Source organism: Longimicrobium sp., from assembly GCA_036389135.1.
Classification (GTDB): domain Bacteria; phylum Gemmatimonadota; class Gemmatimonadetes; order Longimicrobiales; family Longimicrobiaceae; genus Longimicrobium.
The window spans coordinates 172138-195411 of the sequence record DASVQP010000129.1; the positions used below are offsets into that span (position 1 = coordinate 172138).

Below are 23274 nucleotides of genomic sequence, written 5' to 3' on the forward strand. Positions count from 1 at the left end.
CGTCGCTCTTTGTGGTACCCGTCATCTGAAAGGTCTCACGCAGAGGCGCAGAAACGCAGGAGAGGAGAACAACAACAGAAAAGCATCACACAGAGACGCAGAGGGGAACGGAAAAGGTCACAGAGAACCCTTCGTTGTTCTTTCAGTTGACTCTGTGGCTCTGTGTGAGATCAGCCGTTCCGCGGTCAGAGCAGAATGCCCACCACGCAGGCAGTCATGAAGTTCGCCAGCGTCCCCGCGATCATGGCGCGGAGGCCCAGCCGGCTCAGGTCGCCGCGGCGCTCCGGCGCCATCCCGCCGATGCCGCCGATCTGGATGGCGATGCTGCTGAAGTTGGCGAAGCCGCACAGCGCGTAGGTGGCGATCACCACCGAGCGCGGGTCGAGATTCGCGCCCTCCTGCAGCATGGAGCCCAGGTGCAGGTACGCCACGAACTCGTTGAGCGCCGTCTTCTCGCCGATCAGCGTGCCGATGGCCGGCGCGTCCTGCCACGGCACCCCCATCAGCCATGCCATCGGTGCGCCCAGCCACCCCAGCACCATCTGGATGCTGAAGCCCTGCACGCCAAAGAGCCCGACGAACCAGGCCAGCAGCCCGTTGATCAGGGCCAGCAGCGCGATGAAGGCCAGGAGCATGGCGCCCACGTTCAGCGCGAGCGAGAGCCCCTCGCTGGCGCCGCGCGCCGCGGCGTCGATCGGGTTGGCGTCGATTTTTTCCAGCTCGATCCCCAGCTTGCCGCGCGTGACGGGCTCCTCCGTCTCCGGGTACATCAGCTTGGAGATGGCGATGCACGCCGGCGCGGACATCACGGAGGCGGAGATCAGGTGCCCCGCGATGTCCGGGAAGTACGAGACCAGGATCCCCACGTACGCCGCCAGCACGCCGCCCGCCACCGTGCCGAAGCCGCCCACCATGACGCAGTGCAGCTCGCTCTTCGTCATCGTCCCGATGAACGGCTTCACCAGGAGGGGCGCCTCGGTCTGCCCCAGAAAGATGTTGCCGGCCGTGCTCAGGCTCTCCGCGCCGGAGATCCGCATCGTCTTCATCATCACCCACCCGAACCCCTTCACGATCCACTCCATGATGCCCAGATGATAGAGCAGCGTCATCAGGCTGGAGAAGAAGATGATGGTGGGGAGGACGTTGAAGGCGAAGAAGGCGCCCGTGTTGGCCCACGTCCCGCCCGGGGGGATCGGCACCATGTTGTGAGGCGCGGCTCCGACCGGGACGTTGTTCCAAACCAGGTTGCCGAAGAGAAACTTGGCGCCCTCCACCGTATACCCGATCAGCGCGTTGAACAGGTTGTTGGCGCCGTCGAAGAACTCGTAACCCAGCTGCGTCTTCAGGATGAGGACGGCGAAGATGAACTGCAGCCCGATCCCCCAGGCGACCGTCCGCCAGTCCACGGCGCGGCGGTTCACGCTCAGCAGGAAGGCGATCAGCGTGAAGACGGCGAGCCCCAGCAGACTCACCGCGCGCTGCAGCGGCGAGCCGCCGGCGGCATCGGTGCGCGCCTGCTGCGCCCGGTCCTGCGCGGTGGGCTCGTTGCCACGGTTCGCGGGCGTCGCCGGGTCCTGCGCGATCCCGCTCTCGGGCGTCTGCGCCTCGCGCACGATCTCGCTCGTGCCGTTGCCCGCCGGGGGCTGCGCCGCGGGGGTGCCGGGCTGCGCGGCTGGCTGGGCCACCGGCTGCGCCACCGGGGGAGCGGCGCGCGTGGTGTCCTGTGCGGAGGCGTACCACCCCGCGGTGAGCAGCAGCGCTGCGGCCAGCCAGAGCGGCAGCAGCCACTTCAGGCGCCGGGTCCTCGTTGGGAGGGGCATGGGGCGGGGATGGCAGGGTGAAGAGCACCCGCCGCGCGCTCGGCGGCGGGCAGAACTGGATGGATCGACATTCTACCGACCCGCGCAACTTCTCGCCACAGTGCCGCTCAGGGGCGCGGCGCCTGCTCCGCCGCGGCCCGGCGCGCCAGCTCCGCGGGGACGATCTCCCAGTTCTTCCTGAACACCTGCTCCGGCGCGATGGTGCCGCGCCGCTCGATCTCCTCGATCAGAAGCTCGCGGATCCCCTGGCCGCGGTCGTACACCACCGGCGCGCCGATCAGCATCGAGAACCCGCCGCTGCCGCTCGCGCGGTAGTTGTTGAGAGCGAGGGTGAAGCTGTCCGCCGCCGCCACGTCGCGCCCGTTCCTGCGCAGCGTAGTCACACGCTGGCCGACGGGCTTCGTCAGGTCGAGCGTGTAGTCCACGCCGCTCACCACGTCGAAGTTGTAGCCGGGGACGGCCGGGTTCACCAGCTTTTCGCATCGCGCGGCGGGGCAGGGGAGGTAGTACTCCGCGCTCTTTTCGATGAACGCCCGCAGCTGCGCGCCCGACACGCGCACCGCCTTGAGCGTGTTGTCGTACAGGTACAGCCCCGCCACGTCCGCCACGGTGATGGGCCCCGCCGGGATGCGCGCGTCCAGCGAGAACGCCGCGGCGGCCGAGAGCTCCGCGCCCGAGGCGCGCATCTGCACGTCGTTGATCAGGTCCAGGATCGGCGTGTCCTCCACCCGCGAGCGCGCCGCCAACCACTCGACGGACGAGGTGCCGATGCGCCGCGCCACGTACTCCCGCGTCCGCTGGTGCGCCGCCGCCAGCATCGCCTCGAACTCCGCAGACGTCGCGCCTTTCGCGGGGCGCAGGATGCGGCCGCGCTTCCCCGCCACGCGCCACCCCGCCGCGCCGCGCTCCAGCTCCAGCTCGGCGACGGCCAGCGAGGTGCCCCAGTTCTTGGCCTGCATCACCAGCACGCCGCCGATGGTGGTGTCCGCCACTTCGCGGTGCGAGTGCCCCATCAGGATCAGGTCGATCCCGGGTACCTCGCGCGCCATCGCCGCCGCCGCGTTCTCGGTGGGGACGCCGGTCGCCGCGGTGTCGTAGCTCGATCCCTCCAGCCCGCTGTGCGCCGCCACGATCACCAGGTCGGCGCCCTGCCGCCTCATCTCCGCCACCACGGGACGCACGGAGGCCACGATGTCGCGGAAGTCCAGCCGCCCGCGCACGTTGTCGCGGTCCCAGATCGCCACGCCGGGCGGCGTCACCGAGGTGATCCCGACCCGCACCGGCGCGCCGCCCACCGTCCGCTCCACGATGGTGAAGGGGCGGTACGCGTGCTCCGCCGTCCCTGCGCGGTAGGTGTTCGCGGAGAGCCAGGGGAAGCGCGACTGCCGCGCGACCGTGTCCAGGTGCGCGATCCCGTAGTTGAACTCGTGGTTGCCGATGGCGGACGCGTCGTAGCGCAGGAAGTTCATCGCCGCCGCCACCGGGTGCGTCTCGCCGGCGGCGAGGCGCGAGTAGACGAAGTCGAGCGGATTCCCCTGCAGTAGATCGCCCGATTCCACCAGCACGGTGCGGCCGGGATTGGCGGCGCGCACGCTGTCGATCTGCGGAACGAGGCGCGCCAGGCCGTGGTCGGTCGTGCGGCCCGTGTAGTAGTCGTAGGGAAGGAGCCAGCCGTGCGTGTCGGTGGTCCCCATCACCACCAGCCGCCCCGCGGCGGGCGCAACGGCGGGCGGCGTGGAAGCACAACCAGCCGCCAGGACGCCCGCGGCGAGCGTCAGCAATGTGCGATTCATGGAAAGTCCCAGCAAGGTGATAGCAGTTACGGCCGGAAGTGCTGAGTGCTAAGTGCTAAGTGCTGAACAGCGGCTCACTCAGGACTCAGGACTCAGGACCTAGGACTCAGGACTTAGGACTCAGCACTTAGGACTTCAGTTTCGGTGGACCCGTTTGGCCCGCGCGTGGTACACGGCAGGGAGCGAGATGCTCCGCGCCTTTGCGCCCGGCGCGCTGGCCCCGCTACTTTCCCCAGGGGGACCGCGCTTTGCAGGCGCGAAAACGAGCCCCGCACGACCCGCTCACACTTGTGCGATGACCCGCGCCCTGCTTCTGCTCGTACTGCTGATCGCCGCGCACCCGCTCGCCGCGCAGGTGACGCCGCCGGATACCTCCCGCCGCCCCGTGGTGGACACGGCGGGCGCAATCCGCGCGGACTCGGTGCCCACCGGCCGGATCTCGCCGCGTGGCGCCTTCCTGCGCTCGCTCGTCCTTCCCGGCTGGGGGCAGTCGGAGATCGGCGCGCCGGAACGCGGCATCGTCTACTTCGCGCTGGAGGCGGGGAGCCTGTGGATGGTGCTGAAGTCGCACCGCAAGCTGGGCGAGGCGTACGACCGCGAAGACATCCTGCGGCGCGCCGGCGTCATCCCGGAGGAGCGCACCACCGGCCTCGTGCGCGCCCGCCGCGCCCAGCGCGAGGACTGGATCGCGCTCTCCCTCTTCTGGCTCTTCTTCTCCGGCGCGGACGCCTTCGTGGGCGCGCACCTGCGCGACTTCGACGCACAGGTGGGCTCCGCGCCCGGCTCGGGCGGCGTGCAGGTGGGGGGGAGCATTCCGGTCGGCACTCGCCCGTGAGCCACGCCCCCGTCGGCGTCTTCGACTCGGGGATCGGCGGGCTGAGCGTGGCTCGCGAGATCCGCCGCGCCCTTCCCGCCGAGGAGCTTCTCTACTTCGCGGACACGGCGTACGTCCCCTACGGCGACCGCACGACGGAGTGGGTGCGCAACCGCTCGCTCACCGTGGGGCGCTACCTGCAGGAGCGTGGCGCCAAGGTGCTGGTCGTGGCCTGCAACACCGCCTCGGGCGCCGCCCTCGAAGAACTCCGTGAGCACCTCACCGTCCCCGTGATCGGCCTTGAGCCCGCCGTGAAGCCTGCCGTGCGCGACTCCGCCGCCGGCCGCGTGGGCGTGATGGCCACCACGGGTACGCTGCGCTCGGACCGCTACGCCCGCCTGGTGAGCGCCCATGGCACCGGCGCCACCGTCGTCGCGCAGGCGTGCCCCGGCCTCGCGGACACGGTGGAGGAGGGGATCCTGGGCGGCGAGGAGCTGGACCGGCGCCTGGAGCCGTTCGTCGCGCAGCTCCGCGAGGCGGGTGTGGACACGGTCGTGCTGGGATGCACGCACTACGTCTTCATCCGCGACGCCATCGCGCGCGCGCTGGGCCCCGACGTGCGCCTGATCGACAGCGGAGGCGCCATCGCCCGCCAGACGGAGCGCATCCTCCGCGAGCGCGGGGAGCTGGCCGCGGAGGGCACCGGTTCCCTGCGCATCCTCACCACCGGCCCCGCCCCCGAGGTCGCCGCCGTCGTCGCGCGCATCTGGGGCGACCCGCTCCCCGTGGAGCACGTCCACGTGCCCGGCGAGGAGCCGATCGCGTCGTAGGGTCCTCTCCCCGCCCGTCACCTCGCTGCCCCTCCCCCAAACTGCTGGGGGAGGGTCGTTTGGCTTGCATTCGCCCGCGGTGCATGCGGCGTCACGGGGGCGGGCACGGGCAGCCACGCGGGGCGGCCCCTACGGGGACCGCGCGGAGGGCAGCGGTCGAGACGGGGCCGGGGGGGCAGACACGCATACCGGATCTGTGCGTGGGGCGAAGGTCGAGGATCGCACGGGGCGGGCGCGATGAATCGCGCCCGCCCCGGACCGATGCGTTTCCCGATGTCGGAGACCCGCGTGGATGGCCGCGATCTCCCTCCTCTCCCAGCAGTTTGGGAGAGGGGGGCCGGGGGGGTGAGGGCTTCAGTGAGGCTGAGGCTGCCGTGCATAGTGCCTCCGCAGCAGGTCACCTCCGAAGTCGTTCTCCAGATCGCGCCAGACGGTGTGGATGTGGTTCGCGTTGCTCTTGTCGTACTCCACCAGCACGGTAGGTCCGTGGATGCGGTAGTAGTGCGGCGCGCCGGGCCGGTGCGCGCCGGCCCAGGCGAAGTGCAGGCGCCCGAACCCCGCGTCGTCGATGCGTACCATTTGCCTGTATGACGACGAGTCTGCCATCCGCCCGGCGTACACTTCGAGCAGCCGGCGAAGCTGCCGTTGCTGGGCGGCCGTCATCTCGGCCGCGGGCATGCCGGCGAATGCCATCGGTGCCACGACAGGATCGCTGCCGGTAACGATGTCCCCCGGGGTCTGCGCGGCGATGGTGGCGCGGGCGCGCTGGGGAGGATCGAGCATCTGCAGCAGCTCGAAGGCGAGGTCCTCTTCCGCGGCGAGCAGGCGAAGCCCTTGCTGCGGGCCGCTGGGCACGCGCGCCGGGTTGGCACCCATGAAGAGCGGCGCGACGATCCGCCCGTGGGGCCCCAGATCCGTTACGTTCACCGAGAGGTGGTGGCCCTCGAAGCGCCAGCCCCAGGGATGCATCCCACCCGGCCGGCTGAAGAGTGCCAGGTAGTAGAGCTCCGGATCGCGCCGATTCCCCCAGGGAAACCCCTCGAGCACGCGGAGAGTGCCTTCGAGCTCGATGATGCCGCGCGCCAGTGTGTTGCCGCGCTCACTCAACCCGGTGCCGAGCACGCGGAACGCTGCCGCACGTTGCTCGGCGTTCATCGCCTGCAGCGGGAGGCCAGTGCGCTCTTGCGGCACGTACGCCCACATGGTGCGCTGCGGATCGTCGAATTCGAACGAGGCGAGGGCACGTTGCCTATCGTCGAGCGTCGAGAGGAACGTCCGCGCGACCGCGGCCGATGGAGCTGTGGCAGAGAAGGATGCACCGCCCGCACGCGCGGGCGGCTGGGTGCCGCAGCCAAGAAGCGCCACGGCGAGAACGGCAGGGAACCAACCTGCCGATCTGAACCGGACGCCCGGGACACGATTCGCCATGGAGGTCAACGGTATAGGGAAGCGATCTAACGAGCTTGAAGCGGGCAGCGAGGAACGAGCGGGGCGGGGGCCCTCACACCTCCCACCCCCGCACCTCCGGCGCGCCGCCCGCCACCGGAAGCACCAGGTACGTGTAGCTCCGGATCCAGTCCCCCGAGTTGGCGTAGAACCGCCCCGGCGCCACCTCCACCACCTCCGGCACGTGTGCGTGGCCCGCCACCACCAGCTCTACGTGCGGCATGCGCGCAAGTTGCTCCTCGGCCCAGCCGCGGATGAACGCCGCGCGCCCTTTTGCGGCCTGGTCGCCGGAGTCGGCCTTGTGCTCCGTGGTCGAGGCGAGCCCCGCGATGCGGCGACCCGTGTCCGGGTGCAGGCGGCGGAAGGCGGCGATCGAGGCGGGGTGGCGGATGATCCTGCGCAGCGCCCGGTACTTGTAGTCGCCCCGGCCCACGCCGTCGCCATGCGCCACCAGGGCGCGGCGCCCGCCCAGCTCCATCTCCACCGGCCCGTCCAGCAACGTGACGCCCACCTCGTCGCGCAGAAAGGAACCGGCCCAGGCGTCGTGGTTGCCGCCCACGAACGACACCGGCACCCCGGCCTCCACCACGTCCGCGAGCTTCGCGACGACACGGAAGTGCTCGCGCAGGATCACGGACTTGTACTCGAACCAGAAGTCGAAGAGGTCACCGTTGATGAGGAGCGAGCCGGCGTGCTCGGCCGCGTGGTCGAGGAAGCGGCGGAAGGCGCGCTCCGTCTCTCGCGGAACCGCGCCCAGGTGGATGTCGGAGACGATGTAGGCGGGCTTGCTCTGCATGGCGGGCCAAGCTACCCGGCGCGCGGGGCGCCCACAAGCCGCGCGGTTTGACACCACGTGCCGCCGCCGGGTAGCTTCCGCCGCATGCCACGCCCACCCTCGACCCTCCGCCGATGACGGCCGCCGCGCCCTCCTGCTCCGTCGAGTTCCGCGTCCGCTATTCGGAGACGGACCAGATGGGGATCGTCTACCACGCCAACTACCTGCCGTGGTGCGAGATAGGCCGCACGGAGCTGATCCGCCGCCTGTGGAAGTCATACGCGCTGGTGGAGCGCGAAGAGGGCGTACTCCTCGCCGTCACGGACGTGTCGCTGCGCTACCATGCATCCGCGCGCTACGACGAGCTCGTGCGGGTGACGACGACGCTGGAGCAGGTCCGCTCGCGCGCCGTCGCCTTCACCTACCTGGTGGAGCGGGTGGATGACGATGGTGGCACCAGCCGCCTCGTCTCCGCGCGCACGGGGCTGACCGCCATCGACCGCGACGGCAACCTGCGCTCGCTGCCGCCCTCGCTCCTGGAAGCGTTTCGCAACCCCGCACCGCGGGAGGTGGGATGATCGTGCCACGCCATACGCCTGTCCTCTTCCTCCTGCTCGTGGCCGCCTGCGCGCCGGCCGCGAGCGTCCCGGGCACGCCGGCGCCTGCACCCGCAGGCCCGCGCACGGTGGCGGAGCCTGGCTCGCCCGAAGTCGCCACACGCCTCCTGCGCCTGGAGGACCGCCGCGAGTACGACGCCGCCGCGCTGGAATCCGCCGCCACCTCGGCGAACTCCGCGGACCGCCGCCGCGCCGCGCTCGCGGCGGGCCGCATTCGCGACAGACGCGCGGTACCGCTCCTGGGGCGCCTGCTCGCGGACGCGGACACGTCGGTAGCGGCCACGGCGGCATTTGCGCTGGGGCAGGTGGCGGACAGCGCCGCGGTCCCGCTCCTCGCTCCGTACGTGACGGCGCAGCGGGTCGCCACGGCGCCGACGGTGGTGGGCGAGGCGGCGCTCGCGCTGGGGAAGATCCGCACACCGGCGGCACGCACGGCGGTGGAGAGCTTCCTGCTGGCGGCGCCGCGCACCGGCCCCGGCGTTCGCGAGGCGGTCAGTCTGGCGCTCCTTTCCGTCTACCGCTTCCCGCGTCCGGCGGACCCCGCGCCCATCCTCCCCTGGCTGGAGTCGCAGGACACGGCGATCCGCTGGCGTGCGGCGTACGCCCTCACGCGCCGCCCCGATCCGCGCGGCACGGCGGCGCTCTTCCCCTACGCCACCGATCCCGACGCGCTCGTCCGCTCCTTTGCGATCCGCGCCCTGACCGCGCCGCTCGCCGACAGCGCCGGGGTCGGACAGGCGCGCGCACTTCCGGTCATCCTCGCCGCCGCGCGCGACGCGGACCACGCGGTCAGCGTCAGCGCCGTGCGCGCGCTCGGCACGTACGCGGCGCCCGAGTCGCTTTCCGAGCTGGAGCGCCTCCTGGGGAGCCCCGATGCGTACCTCGCCATCAGTGCGGCCGAGTCGCTGGGCCGCCTGGCCACGCGCGCGCCCGGCTCCGCGGGGGCGCTCCGCACGGCGGCGCTGAACGCGAGCGCACCTGAAGCGCTGCGCGCGGCAGCCATCGCGGCGCTGGCAGAAGTGGCGCCCGCGCAGGCCCGTGAGGTCGCCGGCGCGCTCGCTCGGGAGCCGGGGTGGCGCATCCGGACCGCCGCCGCGCGTGCCTACGCCGAGATCGGCGACCGCGAGGCCGTGGCGTCGCTCGCGCGCGATCCTGAGGGCCGCGTCAGCGCCACCGCCATCGAAGCGGCGGTCGGCGCGGCGGGGGACACGGCGCTGGCGCCCATCCGCAACCTCCTGATCGAGTCGCTCGGCGCGCGCGACGTCATCCAGCGCACCAACGCGCTCGGCGGCCTGGGCAAGCTCACGGACCCGGCCACCCTCCCGGTGCTCCTCGACGCGTACGACCGAGCCCGCGCCGATTCGATGAACGACGCCGCCCTCGCCGCAGTCGATGCGCTGGGGGAGCTGGCGAAAAAGGACGCGTCGGCCGCACGCTCCTTCTTTGCGCGCTTCCAGAGATCCGGCGACTACCTCGTCCGCCAGCGCGCCGCCGCCGCGTTCGGTGACACGATGACGACGCGCGCATGGGGCCCCGCGCTCCCCGTGGAGGGACGCCAGCAGGCGGAATACGCGCGCTTGGCAGCGGCCTACGTGATCTCCGACGCGCGCCCACGTGCCCGCATCGTCACGAGCCGCGGCACCATCGAGGTCGAGCTGTTCGGCGCGGACGCGCCGGGGACGGCCGACAACTTCCTGACGCTGGCCCGCGCGGGGTACTTCAACGGGCAGGAGTGGCCGCGCGTCGTCCCTAACTTCGTGATCCAGGGCGGCGATCCGCGCGGGGACACTTCCGGCGGTCCGGGGTATTCCATCCGCGACGAGATCAACCGCCATCTGTACGGCACCGGGACGCTCGGGATGGCGCTCTCGGGGCCGGACACGGGGGGGAGCCAGTGGTTCATCACCCACTCGCCGCAGCCGCACCTGGACGGCACCTACACCGTCTTCGGCCAGGTGGTGAGCGGGATGGAGGTGGTGCACCGCGTCGTCCCCGGCGACCGCATCCTACGCATCGAGGAAGTGAAGTGAAGATCGACACAACGAGGATTTTGCTGGCTGCCCTGGCGCTCGCCGCGTGCGGCCCAGCCACGGCCAGCGCACCGGCGTCCGGAGCTTCGCCCGCGCCGGCGACGGAAGGCCCGCGCCAGGACCCCGCGGTCATCGCCGCGCAGCTTCAGCGCGCCACGCTGCCCTCGTCGCCGCGCCAGGCCAACTTCACCTGGGCGCTGGATGAGTCGGGAGCGCGCTTCAACGGCCGCGGAGTGGCACGCTTCCGCGCGCCGGACCGCTTCCGGATCGATCTCTTCGGCCCACGCGGCGAGACGTACTTCGCCGCCGCGCTGGTGGACGAGACGCCGCGCATCCCGGCCGCCATCGACCAGCAGCGCTTCCGCTTCCCCTCGCCCGCGCTGCTCTGGGCCACGGTCGGCGTCGTGCGCCCGCCGAGCACGGCACGGTTGGTGGACGCAACCAGCAACGCCGACGCGACGGTGGTCCGCTACGATCTGGGCGCCGACGGGACGCTGGAGTACCGCGCCCGCTCCGGAGTGCTCCAGAGCGTGCGCCGGCTGCGCGGCGGTGGCGTGCAGGAATCGATCGATCTGTCCCACGGGCCGGGCATCAACATCACCAGTGCGCGCTACCGGGAGTGGAACGCGCTCCGCACACTGAACCTCACGCTGGAATCGACCAACGATGTGGCATCCTTCTCGGAAGACATCTGGAGCCCGCCGGGCACTGCTCGGTAGCATCCTGCTGGCGGTTTCGCTCTCCGGGTGCTTCTATCAGCTCACCGGGGGCGGGCTGCCGCCCAACATCCGCACCGTCTACGTGGAGCTGTTCGAGAACACCACGCCGGACGAAGCGCTCCGCGGCGACGTGCAGCGCGCGCTGCAGCAGCGCCTTCCGCGCGAGCTGGGCGTGCGCCTCTCCGCGCAGGCCTCGGCCGACGCCATCATCCGCGGCACGCTTAGAGGCTACGACGAGACCACGCTGAACATCGCCGCGCAGGAGCAGACGGGTGGGCGCGTGCAGCCGGTGCAGCGCCGCCTGCAGATCACCTTCGACGCGGAAGTCTTCGACGTGCGCGGCGACAAGGTGCTCTGGCGCGGCAGCAACATCTCCGCGTTCGGCGACTACAACCCGAGCAACCAGACGATCAACGTCGCGCGGGAGAAGGCGGTCGTCGACATCATCCAAAAGGTGGTGCAGGGAGCGCAGTCGCAGTGGTAGCCGGCACGCTCCTCCGCATCGCGTCGCGCGGCAGCCAGCTGGCGCTCTGGCAGGCGCACGCCGTGGAGCGCGCCCTCCTCGCCGCCGACCCGGACGCCGAGGTGCGCATCGACGTGGTGAAGACGATCGGCGACAAGATCCTCGACGTCCCCCTCGCCAAGATCGGCGACAAGGGGCTCTTCACCAAGGAGCTGGATGAAGCGCTCCTTTCGGGCGCCGCGGACCTGGCCGTGCACTCGCTTAAGGACGTGCCCACGCGCCTTCCGGACGGCCTGGTGATCGCCGCCATCACCGTCCGCGAAGACCCGCGCGACGTGCTGATCCTGGCCCCTGGCCGCTCCGGATCGCTCGCGACGCTGCCGGCGGGCGCCCGTATTGGCACCAGCTCCCTGCGCCGCCGCGCGCAGCTCCAGGCGCGCCGGCCGGACCTGGAGGTGCTGGATCTGCGCGGCAACCTCAACACCCGCCTCGCCAAGCTAGACCGCGGCGAGTACGAGGGGATCATCCTGGCCGCCGCGGGCGTGCTGCGCCTGGGATGGGACGATCGCATCTCCGAGCACCTCGACCCGTCCGACTGGCTCCCGGCGGTGGGGCAGGGCGCCCTCGCCGTCGTCGCCCGCGCGGATGACGAAGCGCTGCTCCAGCGCCTCCGCGGACTGGATCACGCCCCTACCGCGGCCGCAACGACGGCCGAGCGCGCCTTCCTGCGCGCCCTCGAAGGCGGCTGCCAGGTCCCCATCGGTGCCCTCGGCGAGCTCCACGACGGCCGCCTGACGCTGCACGGCCTCGTCGCTTCCACGAGCGGCGAGACGATCCTCCGCGCCTCCGCCGAGGGTGCGCCTGAAGACGCCGCCGGGTTGGGCCGCGAGCTCGCCGACGCGCTGCTGCGCCGCGGGGCGGGGGAGCTCCTGGCCGAGATCCGCCGCGAAGTCCCCGCCGCCCGCCCGGGCCAGCCGTGAGCGCCGAAGCCAAGATCGTCGGCCGCGAAGAGCTCGTAGCCCGTCTCGGAAGGCCGCGGAGGGAGCGCGTCGTCTTCACCAACGGCTGCTTCGACGTGCTCCATCGGGGCCACGTCGAGTACCTGGAGTCCGCGCGCGGGCTCGGCGATCTCCTCGTCGTCGGCCTCAACACGGACGATTCCGTGCGCCGCCTCAAAGGACCGTCCCGTCCCGTCAACCCCGAGGACGACCGCGCCTACGTCCTCGCCGGCCTGGCGGCGGTCGATTACGTCACCTTCTTCGCGGAAGACACCCCGCGTGACCTCATCGTCGCGCTCCTTCCCGACGTGCTGGTGAAGGGCGGCGACTACCGCAAGGAAGACATCGTGGGCGGCGCCGAAGTCGAAGCCGCCGGCGGGGAAGTGGTCGTCGCCCCGCTCGTCCCCGGCCGCTCCACCACGGCCATCCTCCAGCGAGCTGCCCAGAATGCCTGACAGGTCCGAAGGACGCACCCCCGAGCAGCCGCGCGCCCTGCGCATCGAGCGCGGCGTGAGCGAGTACGCGGAGGGATCGTGCCTGATCTCCACGGGGCGCACCCGCGTCCTATGCACCGCTACGGTGGAACGCGGCGTCCCCGGCTGGCGCAAGGGGAGCGGCGAGGGGTGGGTGACGGCGGAGTACTCGATGCTCCCGCGCGCCACGCACTCCCGCAATCAGCGCGAGCGCAAGCAGGTGGGCGGGCGCACGCAGGAGATCCAGCGCCTGATTGGCCGCAGCCTGCGCTCCTGCGTGGACATGGCCGCGATGGGCGAGTGGACCATCACCATCGACTGCGACGTCCTGCAGGCGGACGGCGGCACCCGCACCGCCTCCATCACCGGCGGCGCGGTCGCGCTCTACGATGCGTGCCAGTGGATCGCCGCAAAGGGAACCGCGTCGCCGTTCCGCGAGTTCGTCGCCGCCATGAGCGCGGGCGTGGTCGGCGGCGTCCTCCTGCTGGACCTCGACTACACGGAAGACTCCGCCGCCGAGGTCGACCTCAACCTGGTGATGCGCGAGAGCGGCGGCATCATCGAGGTACAGGGGACCGGCGAGCGCAGCGACTTCTCCCCCGAGCAGCTCGCCGGGCTGGTGGCGCTCACCGGCGGCGGCATCCGCAGCCTGCTGCGGGCGCAGCGCGAAGCCGTGGGCGGATGACGCGCCTCCTGGTCGCCACCCGCAACCCCGGCAAGGTGCGCGAGATCCGCGAGATCCTCGCCGGCTACCCGGAGCTGGAGATCGTCGGGCTGGACGCGCTGGGGATCGTGGAAACGCCGGAGGAGGACGCGCTCGAGGTGTTCGACACCTTTGAGGAGAACGCCCTGGCCAAGGCCCGTCACTTCGCGCGCCTCACCGGCGAGCGCACCCTCGCCGACGACTCCGGCATCTGCGTCGATGCGCTCGGCGGCGCCCCCGGCGTGCGCTCGCGCCGCTTCGCCCCGGGCCCGGACCTGCGCGGCGCCGGGCAGGACGAGGCCAACAACACCCACCTCCTCCAGCAGCTCGCCGGGATGCCGGAATCCGGCCGCGGCGCACGTTACGTCTGCGCCGCCGCCCTCGCCGGCGGCGGCGCGGACGAGGCGGTCTTCCTCGGCACCTGCGACGGCATCGTGCTGGAGGAGCCGCGCGGCACCGGCGGCTTTGGCTACGATCCCCTCTTCTACATCCCCTCCGAGCGCTGCACCTTTGGCGAGCTCTCGCCCGACCGCAAGAACGAGATCAGCCACCGTGGCCGCGCCGTGCGGCAGGCGGCGGAAGCGCTGCGCGGGAACGCGCAGGGTTGATTATCGCGCCGCAGGGATATACTTTTGCGCTCTGTCGGACGGGGAGTGGCGCAGCCCGGTAGCGCACCTGGTTTGGGACCAGGGGGTCGCAGGTTCGAATCCTGTCTCCCCGACTGCCGGGGCACCTTCCCGGCGAACGTTGGTACAGGTCAACACCTGCGCCAGTAGCTCAGCTGGATAGAGCAACGGCCTTCTAAGCCGTAGGTCATAGGTTCGAGTCCTATCTGGCGCGTAGCCAAAGCAGCCCCCACCGCGAAGTGCGGTGGGGGCTGCTTGTCTGCGCCTGCCGGGGTCTATCTCGTCGCCGCGATCCACGCCGCAGCGGCGACGAGGCGCCCGATCTCAGCGGCGTAGTGCCCATCGACCGAGGTGTCGTTCGAGGTGTGGTACGCTGGATTGAGTTCGTGGCACCCTCTGCCGCAAGCAAAGAGATTTTCGCTCACCCAGCAGCCTGGATATCCCGCCGCGTGGAACTTGCTGTGATCACTTCTCCCCTCGCCACACTCTTCGGAGCGGGTGTAAATCTGAGTTCTCTCGGTGAGATCGGTGATACGTTGCCGTAGGTGCTCAATCAACTCAGCCTGATCGGTCGACCGCAATCTCACGGCTGATCCATTTGGCGTGCCCTCGCCACGAAATCCGACATGGGCCTGGATGTTACCCCCTCCTCTGTGGTCATAGCCAATCATGTCCATCTGGTACATTGCAGACACTGGAATCTTGAGCGCGGCCATACCGTTAGCGTAGCTCTCGCTTCCAGTCATCCCTATTTCCTCGCAGTTGAACAGCACGAAACGGATCTCCCGACGCCGCGTCCGCAACGGCGCGAGTTCTAGAAACGCGGAGGCGGCGGCGAGTACGGCGGCCATCCCACTTGCATCGTCATCCGCACCTGGGGCGGCCGCGCTGTCCGGTGTCCCAACTATGTTGAAGGTGTCAAGGTGAGCACAAACTAACACCACCCCCGCACCCTGCATTCCCGGCGTAGCCTCAAGTTTTGCCACCACGTTTGCTGCCGGAGCCCCGTTGTGTGTAAAGCAGTGATGCTTCGCAGGTAGCCGCCCCGCAGAAACCGACGCGAAGTCGGAAACGAGCAGGGCGACCGCACTTTTATTTCCCTTGTGCTTGAAGTGACGGCTTCCGTATGGATACTTTGGTTCATCGCTCCCCATTTTGACATACCGCTCCACTACCGATTTTATGAATTCAGGGTTCAAATGTCGGCGCAGAATTTCTATTTCCGAACTAGAGAGTGGATCTGCGAGTGCCGCGTTGACGAGTGTCGTATCACGCGCCGCCACAAGACTCGTGCCCCGCAGATAATTGAGGGATGGCGAGAGTGCGCGAGCGTGGCCTTCGTGAGCTTCCGCGAAGTGCAGCGACTCCAGCGGGAAATCCGAGGAGAGCGCGACCAGAAATCCTTCATGGGTGGAAGCGAGCACAGGGGAGGCGACGGGGCCATTCACTAAGAGAGGCGAAGCGTTGCCCGCGGACTCAAAAATTCCGTGTTGCTCCTGGAGATCACCCCGGATGAGATAGGCGGTGGTTGTCTCCGGCTCGTCGGGAGCGCCGAGCCGGTCCACCCAAAACCCGAGAGCGTCGAGGGCTGCCGCAGTGCGAGTGTCTCCGATCGCATAGATGACGACGCCGAGGCTGGCGGGCTCGCCCGACAGGTGAATGGGCACGACCGCCTTCTCACGCAGAGCCGCGCTCGACTCGTCCCAATCACGTCGTGGTGGCACGCGGATCCGCAGGTACCGGAGGGCTCCGCCCCCGCCAAGGACCCCAAGCGCCAACGCGGGATGGGGCGCCGCCTTGAACCGCACGCCAGCCGCAATCTCCCTTTCGACCGGATCGGCGCCCACGAAGAGTAGGAGCGCCTCCTCGCGTGGCACCAGCGCGGCAGCGGCTTCGAATACGTCCCGAAGTTCGGCAGACCTTTCCACCATCATGAAAGAGTCCGCGAACTCTCCGAGTTCGGTCTCCAGCAGTCTGCTTCGCACGTGGTCTGGAGGGACCTCGCCAACCTTGTCGATCACTCGGATGAGTACCCCTTCATCGCGCAACCCACGGAGCACATCAATGGCACTGGAATACACATCAAGCGTCGCGATCTCCCTGGCGTCCTCCGTGAGCTCCACAAAGGCGAGCGTGCTCACTAGGTCGAAGACGGCGATGGCGGGCACTTGCAAGGGCATAGCTCACTCCGAGCGCCTCGGTTCCAGAAAAACGGTCGACCCGCACCCGGCTGAGACGGCTCCGAATCCGCATGGCCAGGTGTCGAGTCGGCTCGCTGAGCACCTATGGGGGGGTAACAGGTGCGGTGGTCACCATGCAGGTGAGTTCGGAACCCGCCGCCGCAGCAGCATGCGGGTCGCTATGCTCCGACTCGTCTGCATGATCCGGTTGCGGACCGTCGAGGCAGTCGCCGACCTTGGCGGCGGACTCAGCGTTCTCGTTGTACGATCCGGACCGCGTTTCGTCCGTGCGTGGCTTGCAGAGCCCTGCACCCCTCGTGCGAGGTTCATCGAACTCGGGGACGATGAAGTCGTCCTCTGGCTTCAGGAGCGACCTGTACACACGGAAGTGACTCGCCTCGTGCTTGTGCGGTATACATGCCGGGGTTGGCGGGATATCCGGACCGATCACCTCGAGTTCTTGTCGCGTGACGTGCACGATAAGGATGTGGATATTGTTGTTCCCGTCTGGGAAGACTTCGAAGCTCTCCCTTCCCGCCTTGTTGTCGATAGTTAGGTGCGAGAGCCGGATGCCCGGAATCGACCAGTTCACCGCAGTCGGGAGAAGGCGGGGGACGACGGACCTATCGCGCAGGGTGAAGTTCCAAAATCCACCGAGTCGATGGGTCCCGCCGTGCGACCCGGCCGTGAGGCGGACTCGGGCGTGCACACCGTCTGGAAGCGACTCGACTGGCTCCACAAGCGTTCTGTCGACCGACCTGCTTCCCAGCAGATCATCGCCAAAATCGAACACCTCCGGGGGCACGCTCGGATTCAGACCACCGGTGATGTCCCGCAGCTCAAGATGCATGTCGGAGATTTTCCGGCAGTTGACCGTCCCGTCCGGGTCGACGTACACAAGGGCTGGAATGTGGGGCTGGTGCCCGTCGGTCGACGGCATCAGCACATGCACCATCCCCCGATTCCGGTCTCGTGCTAGCAGACACAAGCCTGAGAAAGTGATGGTCAGGTTAAACATCAGCGTGCCCCTTAGGATGAAGGTCGGCCGCTCCCGCGGAGTACTATCCGGGCGGCATTCCGAACCCGACGGTTCGGGCTACGTCTGTCGTCTCCAATTGGAGGGACGCAACCCGCAGATTTCCCGTTGCGCTTAGTCACCCGCATAACGAAACCCCGCCCATGCCGCTGGGGTGCGGAGCGCAGGATCGGGCGAACGAAGCAGCCGGAGCTGCGCCTCGCGCAACGCGAGCGGCCCACTTCCCGAGCGGTGGTAGGCGCGGTGGAACTCGACCATAAGTGGCGTCGTCAGCTCGTCATCCACGCGCCAGAGGCTGCCGACCACGCCTCCCGCCCCAGCGTCCAGCAGCGCCCCGGCGAAACCCGCGAAGCCGCCCGACCGCGCGTTTTGCGACCGGAGCGTCTGACACGCGGAGAGGACCAACAGGTCGACGTGCCCTAGCTCCAATTTCTCCATCTCGGCCGCGGTGAGCCGTCCGCGCCCCGCCGGGCCGCCCTCCGGCGCGAGCACCAGGTACGAGCGCTCCGGGCGCCGGTCATCGAACACCGCATGCCCGGCGAAGTGAACGATTCCGGCGCCCCCGAGCGCGGCTTCCACGGCCGCAGCGTCGGCGGCAGTGCCGGCGACAAGGACATGGCCCGGATACGTTGCCGCGATGGAGTCCGCCTCCCGCCGCGCGCCCGGGAGCCGGGGAAGGCCCGGGTGTACGCGTGCGTCAAAGGCGGGGTCCGCCACGAGCAGCGTGCGCACTCCGCGGGAGGACTCGCGCACCTGGGGAGCGGCCGCGTCACGAAGGCTCCCGGCGTAGCGGAGCGCGTGCGTTTCCACCAGATAGCGGCCGCGCCGCTCGTCGTAGAGTGCCGAGAATGGCACCGCCGCGAGCTCCCCGTCCGCCACAATGACCAGGGTCGTGTTCTCATCGCCGAGTCGTGACTCCAGCGGCGCGATAAGTGTGCGGTGCAGCTCCGCGAGCGGCCGGCGGACCGCCGCGCCCACTTCCCCGCGCTCCAGCGACAGGCGGAGCTCCTCGATGGAGGCGATGAGAGACCCACGGTTCACCGTCTGACGCGTCAGGCGCGCCTTAGTGCCGGCGACGGTCCATGCGAGCAGCGTGTCACCAATCAGCGCATACGCGACGGCCACTTCGCCCCGCCGCATCGGCCGGCGCATCGCGCTCGCCGTATCAGGGGGGGCGGAGCCGAACGAAATGCGCCCGCGCTCCAGGTGATCCAATGCGTCCGCGGTGTCGCCCGCGGCCAAGTCGAGCATGGCGAGCCGGTCGAAGACGCCGCGCGCCGACTCCACGAGCGAGGCCCGGAGCTCGCTCTTGGTGATCGAATCGCGCTTGCTGGCCAGGAGGAGGGAAGCGGAGTTCAGGTCTTCCGTCGCGCCGGGAACCTGCCTCATAGCGAGCCTCGCCTCGGCACGGCGCACGTAGGCCCGGAGCTTCCTGTGTGCGGCGAGGTCGTTCACACCCGCCAGGATGGAGTCCAGATTCGCCGCCGCTCGCGTGGGTTGGCGAACGGCGAAGTAGTCGGCCCGCGCGAAGCGGAGGTCGGTTTCCAACCAGCGCCGCGCAGTCTCGCCTTTCACCTCCCGCAGGAGCCGCGCGCTTGCCTCGATGTCGGCCCTGGCCCGGGGGAGCGTCCCGGCGGCGGCGAGGAGCCGCGCGCGCGCCAGCCGCGCCTCGGCGATGCGGGCCGGCTGGCCGAGCCGTTCCGCAAGCACCACTCGCTCGTTCTGGAACCTCAGAGCGGCTGCGGTCAGCCCGTCGGCCTCGGCCGTTCGTGACACCAGGGCAAGTGTGTTCTGGAGCCAGATGGAGCTGCGCCGGCCCCGGAGCGTCGCGAGCGCGCGATGGGCCGCTCCGTACACCGCGTGTGTCGCGCCCAGGTTGAGCTGGGCATCCGCCGCTACATACTGTGCACCGCCCGCGTGCTCGTGCTCGCCGGCCCGCCCCAGCAACCTGCCACCCTCCTCCGCCGCCGCTATCGACCCCTCATAGCGCCCGGCTCGAGACAGGACAAACCCGAGCACCCAGCGTGAACGTCCCGCGAGTGCGGGGTAGCGGAGTGTGTCTGTTTCTACGAACGGCCGCAGCAGTGCTTCAGCTTCCGGCAGCTTGCCGTGCTGCCCGAGCATGCCGGCGTAGAAGACGCGAGCCCAACTCTGCAGGGGTTCAGATGGCGGTCGGATCTCCAGAACCTGAGCGAAGTGATCGCGAGCGGCCTTATAATCCACACTGTGATAGGCCGTCTGCCCGGCCGCAAATTCCAGGTGCGCTCTTGCGAGCGCGCGGGTAGCGGCGTGGTCTCTCGAGCGTGCGCGAATCGCGTTCACCGCGTCCGCAAGCGTCGCGTCACCGCGCCTGCGCACCAGCGCCTCGCCGATCGTCTGCGCCTGGCGCAGGCGGGCTTCGGCGCGCGCGGTGTCACCGGCCAGGACCGCCGCGCCCCATTGCCCGAGGAGTCGGTCCCAGCCGTGGAGTCGCGCTTCCTGGGGGGCCCGGGCCGCGTAGGCTTCGATCTCCGCCGCGGAGGCTGCGGGGCCGGGCGGCGTCGCGGGCGGATCGCCGAATGCCAGAGCGCGGATGCGGGTCCGCGCCTCTTCCGCCCAGCCGGAGGTGGAGTCGACCGCAAGGTACTGCGCCCATGCCTCCCCCGCCTGGCCGTTCAGCCCAAGCCAATCGAGCGCCAGCGCAAGGTTGAATCGTGCCACGGCACTCTTCGGGTCCACCGCGAGCGCTTGGTCGGCGCTGGTGATCGCTTCCAGCAAGTCGCGCGTGTTCTGCGTCCGGCTCGCGCGGATCAGGTACGCGGCGGAGATGTCGCCGAGCGTCCGCGACGGACGATCCCCGACGCTGGCGGCGCGCTGGAGGACGGAAATGGCTTCGTCGAGCGCGGTGCCTCCACTGCTCGGCCATAGCAGACCGAGGAGGCCGGCCGTGTGAAGTGCCTCGCCGGAGTGAAGATCCTTGCGCGCACGGGACCAGAGCCGCGCGACCGCCGGCATCGTGGCGGATGATCTGGTTTCAGGACCGCAGTGCGCCACGGGGATAATCCCGTCCGGCGGGATCTGATAGGAGCAAGCCCGGTAGCGCGCGGAAACCGACAGCCGGGGCCCGGCGGTGCGTTCAGGCGCGGCGCGTGCGAGGTCGTCCAGCAGCGAGCCACGCTCCACGGCGACCGCCGAGAGGACAATTGCCGAAGCCAGAAGGGGGAGAGGAGAGCGGCGCATTGAGGGCTGGATTCGATGGAAGGCGCTGCAATTCAGTTTGCTAACGCGAACTGGGCGGAATCAACTCAGATGACACGGGGTGGCCGTCATGAAGGGAGCGGAAGGACAGGGCGATCACACCCCAAGTGAAGAAGGTGTTGCGGTCAGACGCTCAAAGGCAATACTGACGTTCGAAAAGTGGATGTAGATCACAGTGCCTGTGGCGATTGGCTGGGTAACGGGGAGGGGGAGATGCGTTCTCCGAAGCATCGTATGTTCACTCTGTAAGCATTTGATCCCCTGTACTTTACGTCCATCTTTGTAGCACGCGAATTGCCCGACGGTCGCCGCACGCCCGGACCGGTGGAGGTCCTGAGGTGGCGGATACCCTTTTGACGTTGGAGGATCCATGCGGTGCTACAAGCCTTTCTTAGCCGTGGCGCTTCTCGCCACCTTCGCGGCTTGCGCGGACGCGCCGACGGGCCCGTCTGGACCCGCGCTGGAACCGGGTGCGCCGCCGCGGTGGGCGATGAACGCCACCTCCTCGCGGGTGGTAGGGTACCTGCCCAACTGGTACCCCTCGCTGTCGCTGGACTCGGTGCGGTACAACAAGATGACCCACGTCATCTATGCATTCGTCGACGCACGCTCGAATGGGTCACTCACCGGCATCGCGATGAGCGGAGACACGCGGCTCACCGCCGTGGTGCAGAAGGCCCACGCCGCGGGCACCAAGGCGCTGATCTCCGTAGGCGGCGGCGGCGCGAACCACGACACCACCTTCGCGCCCATGGCCGCCAGCCCCACCGCGCGGAGCGCTTTCGTCAGCAACATGGTCACCTTCATCAACAACTACGGTCTCGATGGGGTGGACATCGACTGGGAGTTCCCGAACGACAGCGCGGACGCCGCCAACTTCGCCGTCCTGATGAGCGATCTGGACACGGCGATGCACAGCCGCGGGAAGCTGCTGACCGCCGCGGTGGCGGCGAACGGCTGGTTCGGCAAGCACATCCTGTCGCCGGTCTTCAACAACGTGGACTTCCTGGTGCTGATGGCGTACGACGGCGAGACCACCACGCCAGCGTACTCGCACGCGGTCGCGTCGCTGGACTACTGGTCCGGGCGCGGGCTTCCGCAGTCCAAGACGGTGCTGGGGGTGCAGTTCTACGGCAACAACTCGAGCGGCAACCAGAAGGCGTATCGACACATCGTACGCGACGACGCGACGGCACCTACGAAAGACGTGAGCAACGGCTGGTACTACAACGGGGTGTCGACGATGAAGCAGAAGACGACGCTGAGCCTGCAGCGCGCGTCCGGAATCGGGATCTGGGAGGTGACGCAGGATACTTCGGCGGCGGGGATCAGCCTGCTGGGGGCGATCCACGAGGTGATGAACACCGCGAAAGTCGTCTACGATGACGCGCTGACGACCGGGTGGGCCAACTGGTCGTGGGGCACCACCGTGAGCTTCGCCAACACCTCGCCCGTGTACATGGGGAGCAAGTCGATCTCCGCGGCGTACACGGCGGCGTGGGGCGGGCTCTACGCGCACCACAACACCGGGGTGAGTCCGTCCGGGCTGGCGACGCTGGAGTTCTACGTGCACGGCGGCTCCGCCGGCGGGCAGCAGCTCATCGTGCAGCTGGCAGACACGGGCGGCTGGCGCACAAAGGTGGGGGTCAACAGCTACATCGCCGGCGGCTCGGTGGCGGCGGGGACGTGGCGCAAGGTGAGCATACCGCTTTCGACGCTGGGAATTTCCTCGCTCGCCATCACGGACTTGGTGATCCAGGACAACAGCGGCGGGGCGCAGCCCACCTTCTACGTGGACCAGATCCAGTTCGTCCCGTAACTCGGTTCCGCCGCCGGGGCTCCGATGCGGAGCTCCGGCGGCGGGCCTTACGCGGGTGCGCGGGGCGGCTCCCACCACTTGCGTAATCGAGAATTCTTTCACAAATTCGTGTCTCGGCATCAACCGGTGCTTCGGCGCCTGGCGGGTGCACGAGACGCAGTTCTTGAGATGATGGTGGGCGTAGCTCAGTTGGTTAGAGCGCCAGGTTGTGGCCCTGGAGGTCGCCGGTTCAATTCCGGTCGCTCACCCCTGCGAGACCCCGCGGCTCCGGCCGCGGGGTCTCGGTTTGTCTTCGCGGCGAGGGGTTGACGGTTCCGCGGAAGTGGTTTACGTTGAAGGGCTCCACCGGACCGGCTGCCGGTGACGAGAGGTGAAGACGGAAACGCTGGTTTCCATCTCTTGACGATCCGCGATAAGCTGAGTATCTTCAACGAGTTCGCTGCGGGTCGGGTGCGGCGGAAGTTGTAAAAACGGAAGTTGCGGAGGGGTTGACGGAGCGGCGCTACTGGTGTAGATTGAAGGACTAACGCAGGACACGCGACGGGCCGGGTGAAACTGGCCGGGTTGCCATGAAGACGCGGTGAAAAGAGCCGCGCGGAAGTTTTGACAAATCGGGTATTGGGGAGTGCTTTGTGCAGCCCGCGCGTAAGGAACGCGGAGCGGCCGTGTGGCACATCAGCCGGGGGCGTCACGTCTCCCGCGGTGCCTGCAGGTGTCCTTGGAGGCACCGCACGGATTGCACACAACGTGAAGAAGAAACCGAACGAACGATACAGTCGTTTGTTCTCTGGAGCTGTTTGAACTCATGGAGAGTTTGATCCTGGCTCAGGACGAACGCTGGCGGCGCGCTTAACACATGCAAGTCGTACGGGATCAGGGCTTCGGCTCTGGTTCA

Annotated in this window: 18 protein-coding genes, 3 tRNA genes and 1 rRNA gene; 15 read left to right on the forward strand and 7 right to left on the reverse strand. The window is 69.1% G+C overall.

The features are described from left to right. Positions 1-185 precede the first annotated feature (185 nt). Positions 186-1820, reverse strand: a complete 1635-nt coding sequence (locus tag VF584_26155) for a NupC/NupG family nucleoside CNT transporter (GenBank protein HEX8213680.1) — start codon at positions 1818-1820, stop codon at positions 186-188. A gap of 107 nt (positions 1821-1927) precedes the next feature. Continuing rightward, the gene (locus VF584_26160) at positions 1928-3613 is read right to left on the reverse strand and encodes a 5'-nucleotidase C-terminal domain-containing protein (GenBank protein HEX8213681.1); all 1686 of its coding nucleotides are present in this window, start codon (positions 3611-3613) and stop codon (positions 1928-1930) included. 295 nt (positions 3614-3908) lie between these two features. Between VF584_26160 and VF584_26165 the strand changes: the two genes are divergently transcribed. Together VF584_26165 and murI are read left to right on the forward strand one after the other, a co-directional pair. Continuing rightward, the gene (locus VF584_26165) at positions 3909-4448 is read left to right on the forward strand and encodes a hypothetical protein (GenBank protein HEX8213682.1); all 540 of its coding nucleotides are present in this window, start codon (positions 3909-3911) and stop codon (positions 4446-4448) included. Then, a complete protein-coding gene (gene murI / locus VF584_26170; protein HEX8213683.1) occupies positions 4445-5257 on the forward strand; it encodes a glutamate racemase in 813 nt (270 codons plus the stop codon). The genes VF584_26165 and murI overlap by 4 nt, the downstream gene beginning before the upstream one ends. Before the next feature lie 354 nt (positions 5258-5611). On the opposite strand, the gene VF584_26175 is transcribed toward murI, so the two are convergent. After that, a complete protein-coding gene (locus tag VF584_26175; protein ID HEX8213684.1) occupies positions 5612-6622 on the reverse strand; it encodes a DUF3500 domain-containing protein in 1011 nt (336 codons plus the stop codon). Between the two features lie 136 nt (positions 6623-6758). Further along, a complete protein-coding gene (locus VF584_26180; protein HEX8213685.1) occupies positions 6759-7499 on the reverse strand; it encodes a UDP-2,3-diacylglucosamine diphosphatase in 741 nt (246 codons plus the stop codon). 113 nt (positions 7500-7612) lie between these two features. Between VF584_26180 and VF584_26185 the strand changes: the two genes are divergently transcribed. From VF584_26185 to VF584_26230, 10 genes are all read left to right on the forward strand, one after another. Then, complete coding sequence (locus VF584_26185; GenBank protein HEX8213686.1) at positions 7613-8056, forward strand: thioesterase family protein; 444 nt, start codon at positions 7613-7615, stop codon at positions 8054-8056. Continuing rightward, positions 8053-10125: a HEAT repeat domain-containing protein gene (locus VF584_26190; protein HEX8213687.1), complete on the forward strand. Its 2073-nt coding sequence runs from the start codon at positions 8053-8055 to the stop codon at positions 10123-10125. Before VF584_26185 ends, VF584_26190 begins: the two co-directional genes overlap by 4 nt. Then, positions 10122-10844 (forward strand): hypothetical protein, encoded by a 723-nt coding sequence (locus tag VF584_26195; protein ID HEX8213688.1) that lies wholly within the window; start codon positions 10122-10124, stop codon positions 10842-10844. The genes VF584_26190 and VF584_26195 overlap by 4 nt, the downstream gene beginning before the upstream one ends. Beyond that, entirely contained in the window at positions 10792-11328 is a 537-nt protein-coding gene (lptE, locus tag VF584_26200; protein ID HEX8213689.1) for an LPS assembly lipoprotein LptE, read from the forward strand. Before VF584_26195 ends, lptE begins: the two co-directional genes overlap by 53 nt. Then, entirely contained in the window at positions 11322-12287 is a 966-nt protein-coding gene (gene hemC / locus VF584_26205; GenBank protein ID HEX8213690.1) for a hydroxymethylbilane synthase, read from the forward strand. Before lptE ends, hemC begins: the two co-directional genes overlap by 7 nt. Continuing rightward, positions 12284-12760, forward strand: a complete 477-nt coding sequence (gene rfaE2, locus VF584_26210; protein ID HEX8213691.1) for a D-glycero-beta-D-manno-heptose 1-phosphate adenylyltransferase — start codon at positions 12284-12286, stop codon at positions 12758-12760. Before hemC ends, rfaE2 begins: the two co-directional genes overlap by 4 nt. Then, complete coding sequence (gene rph, locus VF584_26215) at positions 12753-13463, forward strand: ribonuclease PH (GenBank protein ID HEX8213692.1); 711 nt, start codon at positions 12753-12755, stop codon at positions 13461-13463. Before rfaE2 ends, rph begins: the two co-directional genes overlap by 8 nt. Continuing rightward, positions 13460-14089, forward strand: coding sequence for an RdgB/HAM1 family non-canonical purine NTP pyrophosphatase (gene rdgB, locus VF584_26220; protein ID HEX8213693.1), 630 nt, complete (start codon positions 13460-13462; stop codon positions 14087-14089). Before rph ends, rdgB begins: the two co-directional genes overlap by 4 nt. A gap of 39 nt (positions 14090-14128) precedes the next feature. Next, positions 14129-14202: transfer RNA gene (locus tag VF584_26225), tRNA-Pro, on the forward strand. Between the two features lie 45 nt (positions 14203-14247). Beyond that, positions 14248-14321: transfer RNA gene (locus VF584_26230), tRNA-Arg, on the forward strand. A 61-nt stretch (positions 14322-14382) separates the two neighbouring features. Here the strand turns inward: VF584_26230 and VF584_26235 are convergent. The 3 genes from VF584_26235 to VF584_26245 all read right to left on the reverse strand — a co-directional run bounded on the left by VF584_26235 (position 14383) and on the right by VF584_26245 (position 20485). Further along, on the reverse strand, positions 14383-16287 hold the full coding sequence (locus VF584_26235) for a M20/M25/M40 family metallo-hydrolase (protein HEX8213694.1): 1905 nt from the start codon (positions 16285-16287) through the stop codon (positions 14383-14385). A 103-nt stretch (positions 16288-16390) separates the two neighbouring features. Continuing rightward, positions 16391-17227, reverse strand: a complete 837-nt coding sequence (locus VF584_26240) for a hypothetical protein (GenBank protein HEX8213695.1) — start codon at positions 17225-17227, stop codon at positions 16391-16393. Positions 17228-17437: 210 nt separating this feature from the next. Continuing rightward, positions 17438-20485: a CHAT domain-containing protein gene (locus VF584_26245; GenBank protein HEX8213696.1), complete on the reverse strand. Its 3048-nt coding sequence runs from the start codon at positions 20483-20485 to the stop codon at positions 17438-17440. A 565-nt stretch (positions 20486-21050) separates the two neighbouring features. Between VF584_26245 and VF584_26250 the strand changes: the two genes are divergently transcribed. The 3 genes from VF584_26250 to VF584_26260 form a co-directional block, all read left to right on the forward strand. Next, complete coding sequence (locus VF584_26250; GenBank protein HEX8213697.1) at positions 21051-22379, forward strand: glycosyl hydrolase family 18 protein; 1329 nt, start codon at positions 21051-21053, stop codon at positions 22377-22379. Positions 22380-22553: 174 nt separating this feature from the next. After that, positions 22554-22627 (forward strand) — tRNA-His (locus VF584_26255). Positions 22628-23181: 554 nt separating this feature from the next. Next, positions 23182-23274: ribosomal RNA gene (locus VF584_26260) — 16S ribosomal RNA — on the forward strand; the annotation flags it as partial.

Coding starts and splice junctions, on each gene's coding strand:
- VF584_26155 (HEX8213680.1), bottom strand. CDS start 1,820: ATGCCCCTCCCAACGAGGACCCGGCGCCTGAAGTGGCTGCTGCCGCTC.
- VF584_26160 (HEX8213681.1), bottom strand. CDS start 3,613: ATGAATCGCACATTGCTGACGCTCGCCGCGGGCGTCCTGGCGGCTGGT.
- VF584_26165 (HEX8213682.1), top strand. CDS start 3,909: ATGACCCGCGCCCTGCTTCTGCTCGTACTGCTGATCGCCGCGCACCCG.
- VF584_26180 (HEX8213685.1), bottom strand. CDS start 7,499: ATGCAGAGCAAGCCCGCCTACATCGTCTCCGACATCCACCTGGGCGCG.
- VF584_26185 (HEX8213686.1), top strand. CDS start 7,613: ATGACGGCCGCCGCGCCCTCCTGCTCCGTCGAGTTCCGCGTCCGCTAT.
- VF584_26190 (HEX8213687.1), top strand. CDS start 8,053: ATGATCGTGCCACGCCATACGCCTGTCCTCTTCCTCCTGCTCGTGGCC.
- lptE (HEX8213689.1), top strand. CDS start 10,792: ATGTGGCATCCTTCTCGGAAGACATCTGGAGCCCGCCGGGCACTGCTC.
- rph (HEX8213692.1), top strand. CDS start 12,753: ATGCCTGACAGGTCCGAAGGACGCACCCCCGAGCAGCCGCGCGCCCTG.
- rdgB (HEX8213693.1), top strand. CDS start 13,460: ATGACGCGCCTCCTGGTCGCCACCCGCAACCCCGGCAAGGTGCGCGAG.
- VF584_26235 (HEX8213694.1), bottom strand. CDS start 16,287: ATGCCCTTGCAAGTGCCCGCCATCGCCGTCTTCGACCTAGTGAGCACG.
- VF584_26240 (HEX8213695.1), bottom strand. CDS start 17,227: ATGCCGTCGACCGACGGGCACCAGCCCCACATTCCAGCCCTTGTGTAC.
- VF584_26250 (HEX8213697.1), top strand. CDS start 21,051: ATGAACGCCACCTCCTCGCGGGTGGTAGGGTACCTGCCCAACTGGTAC.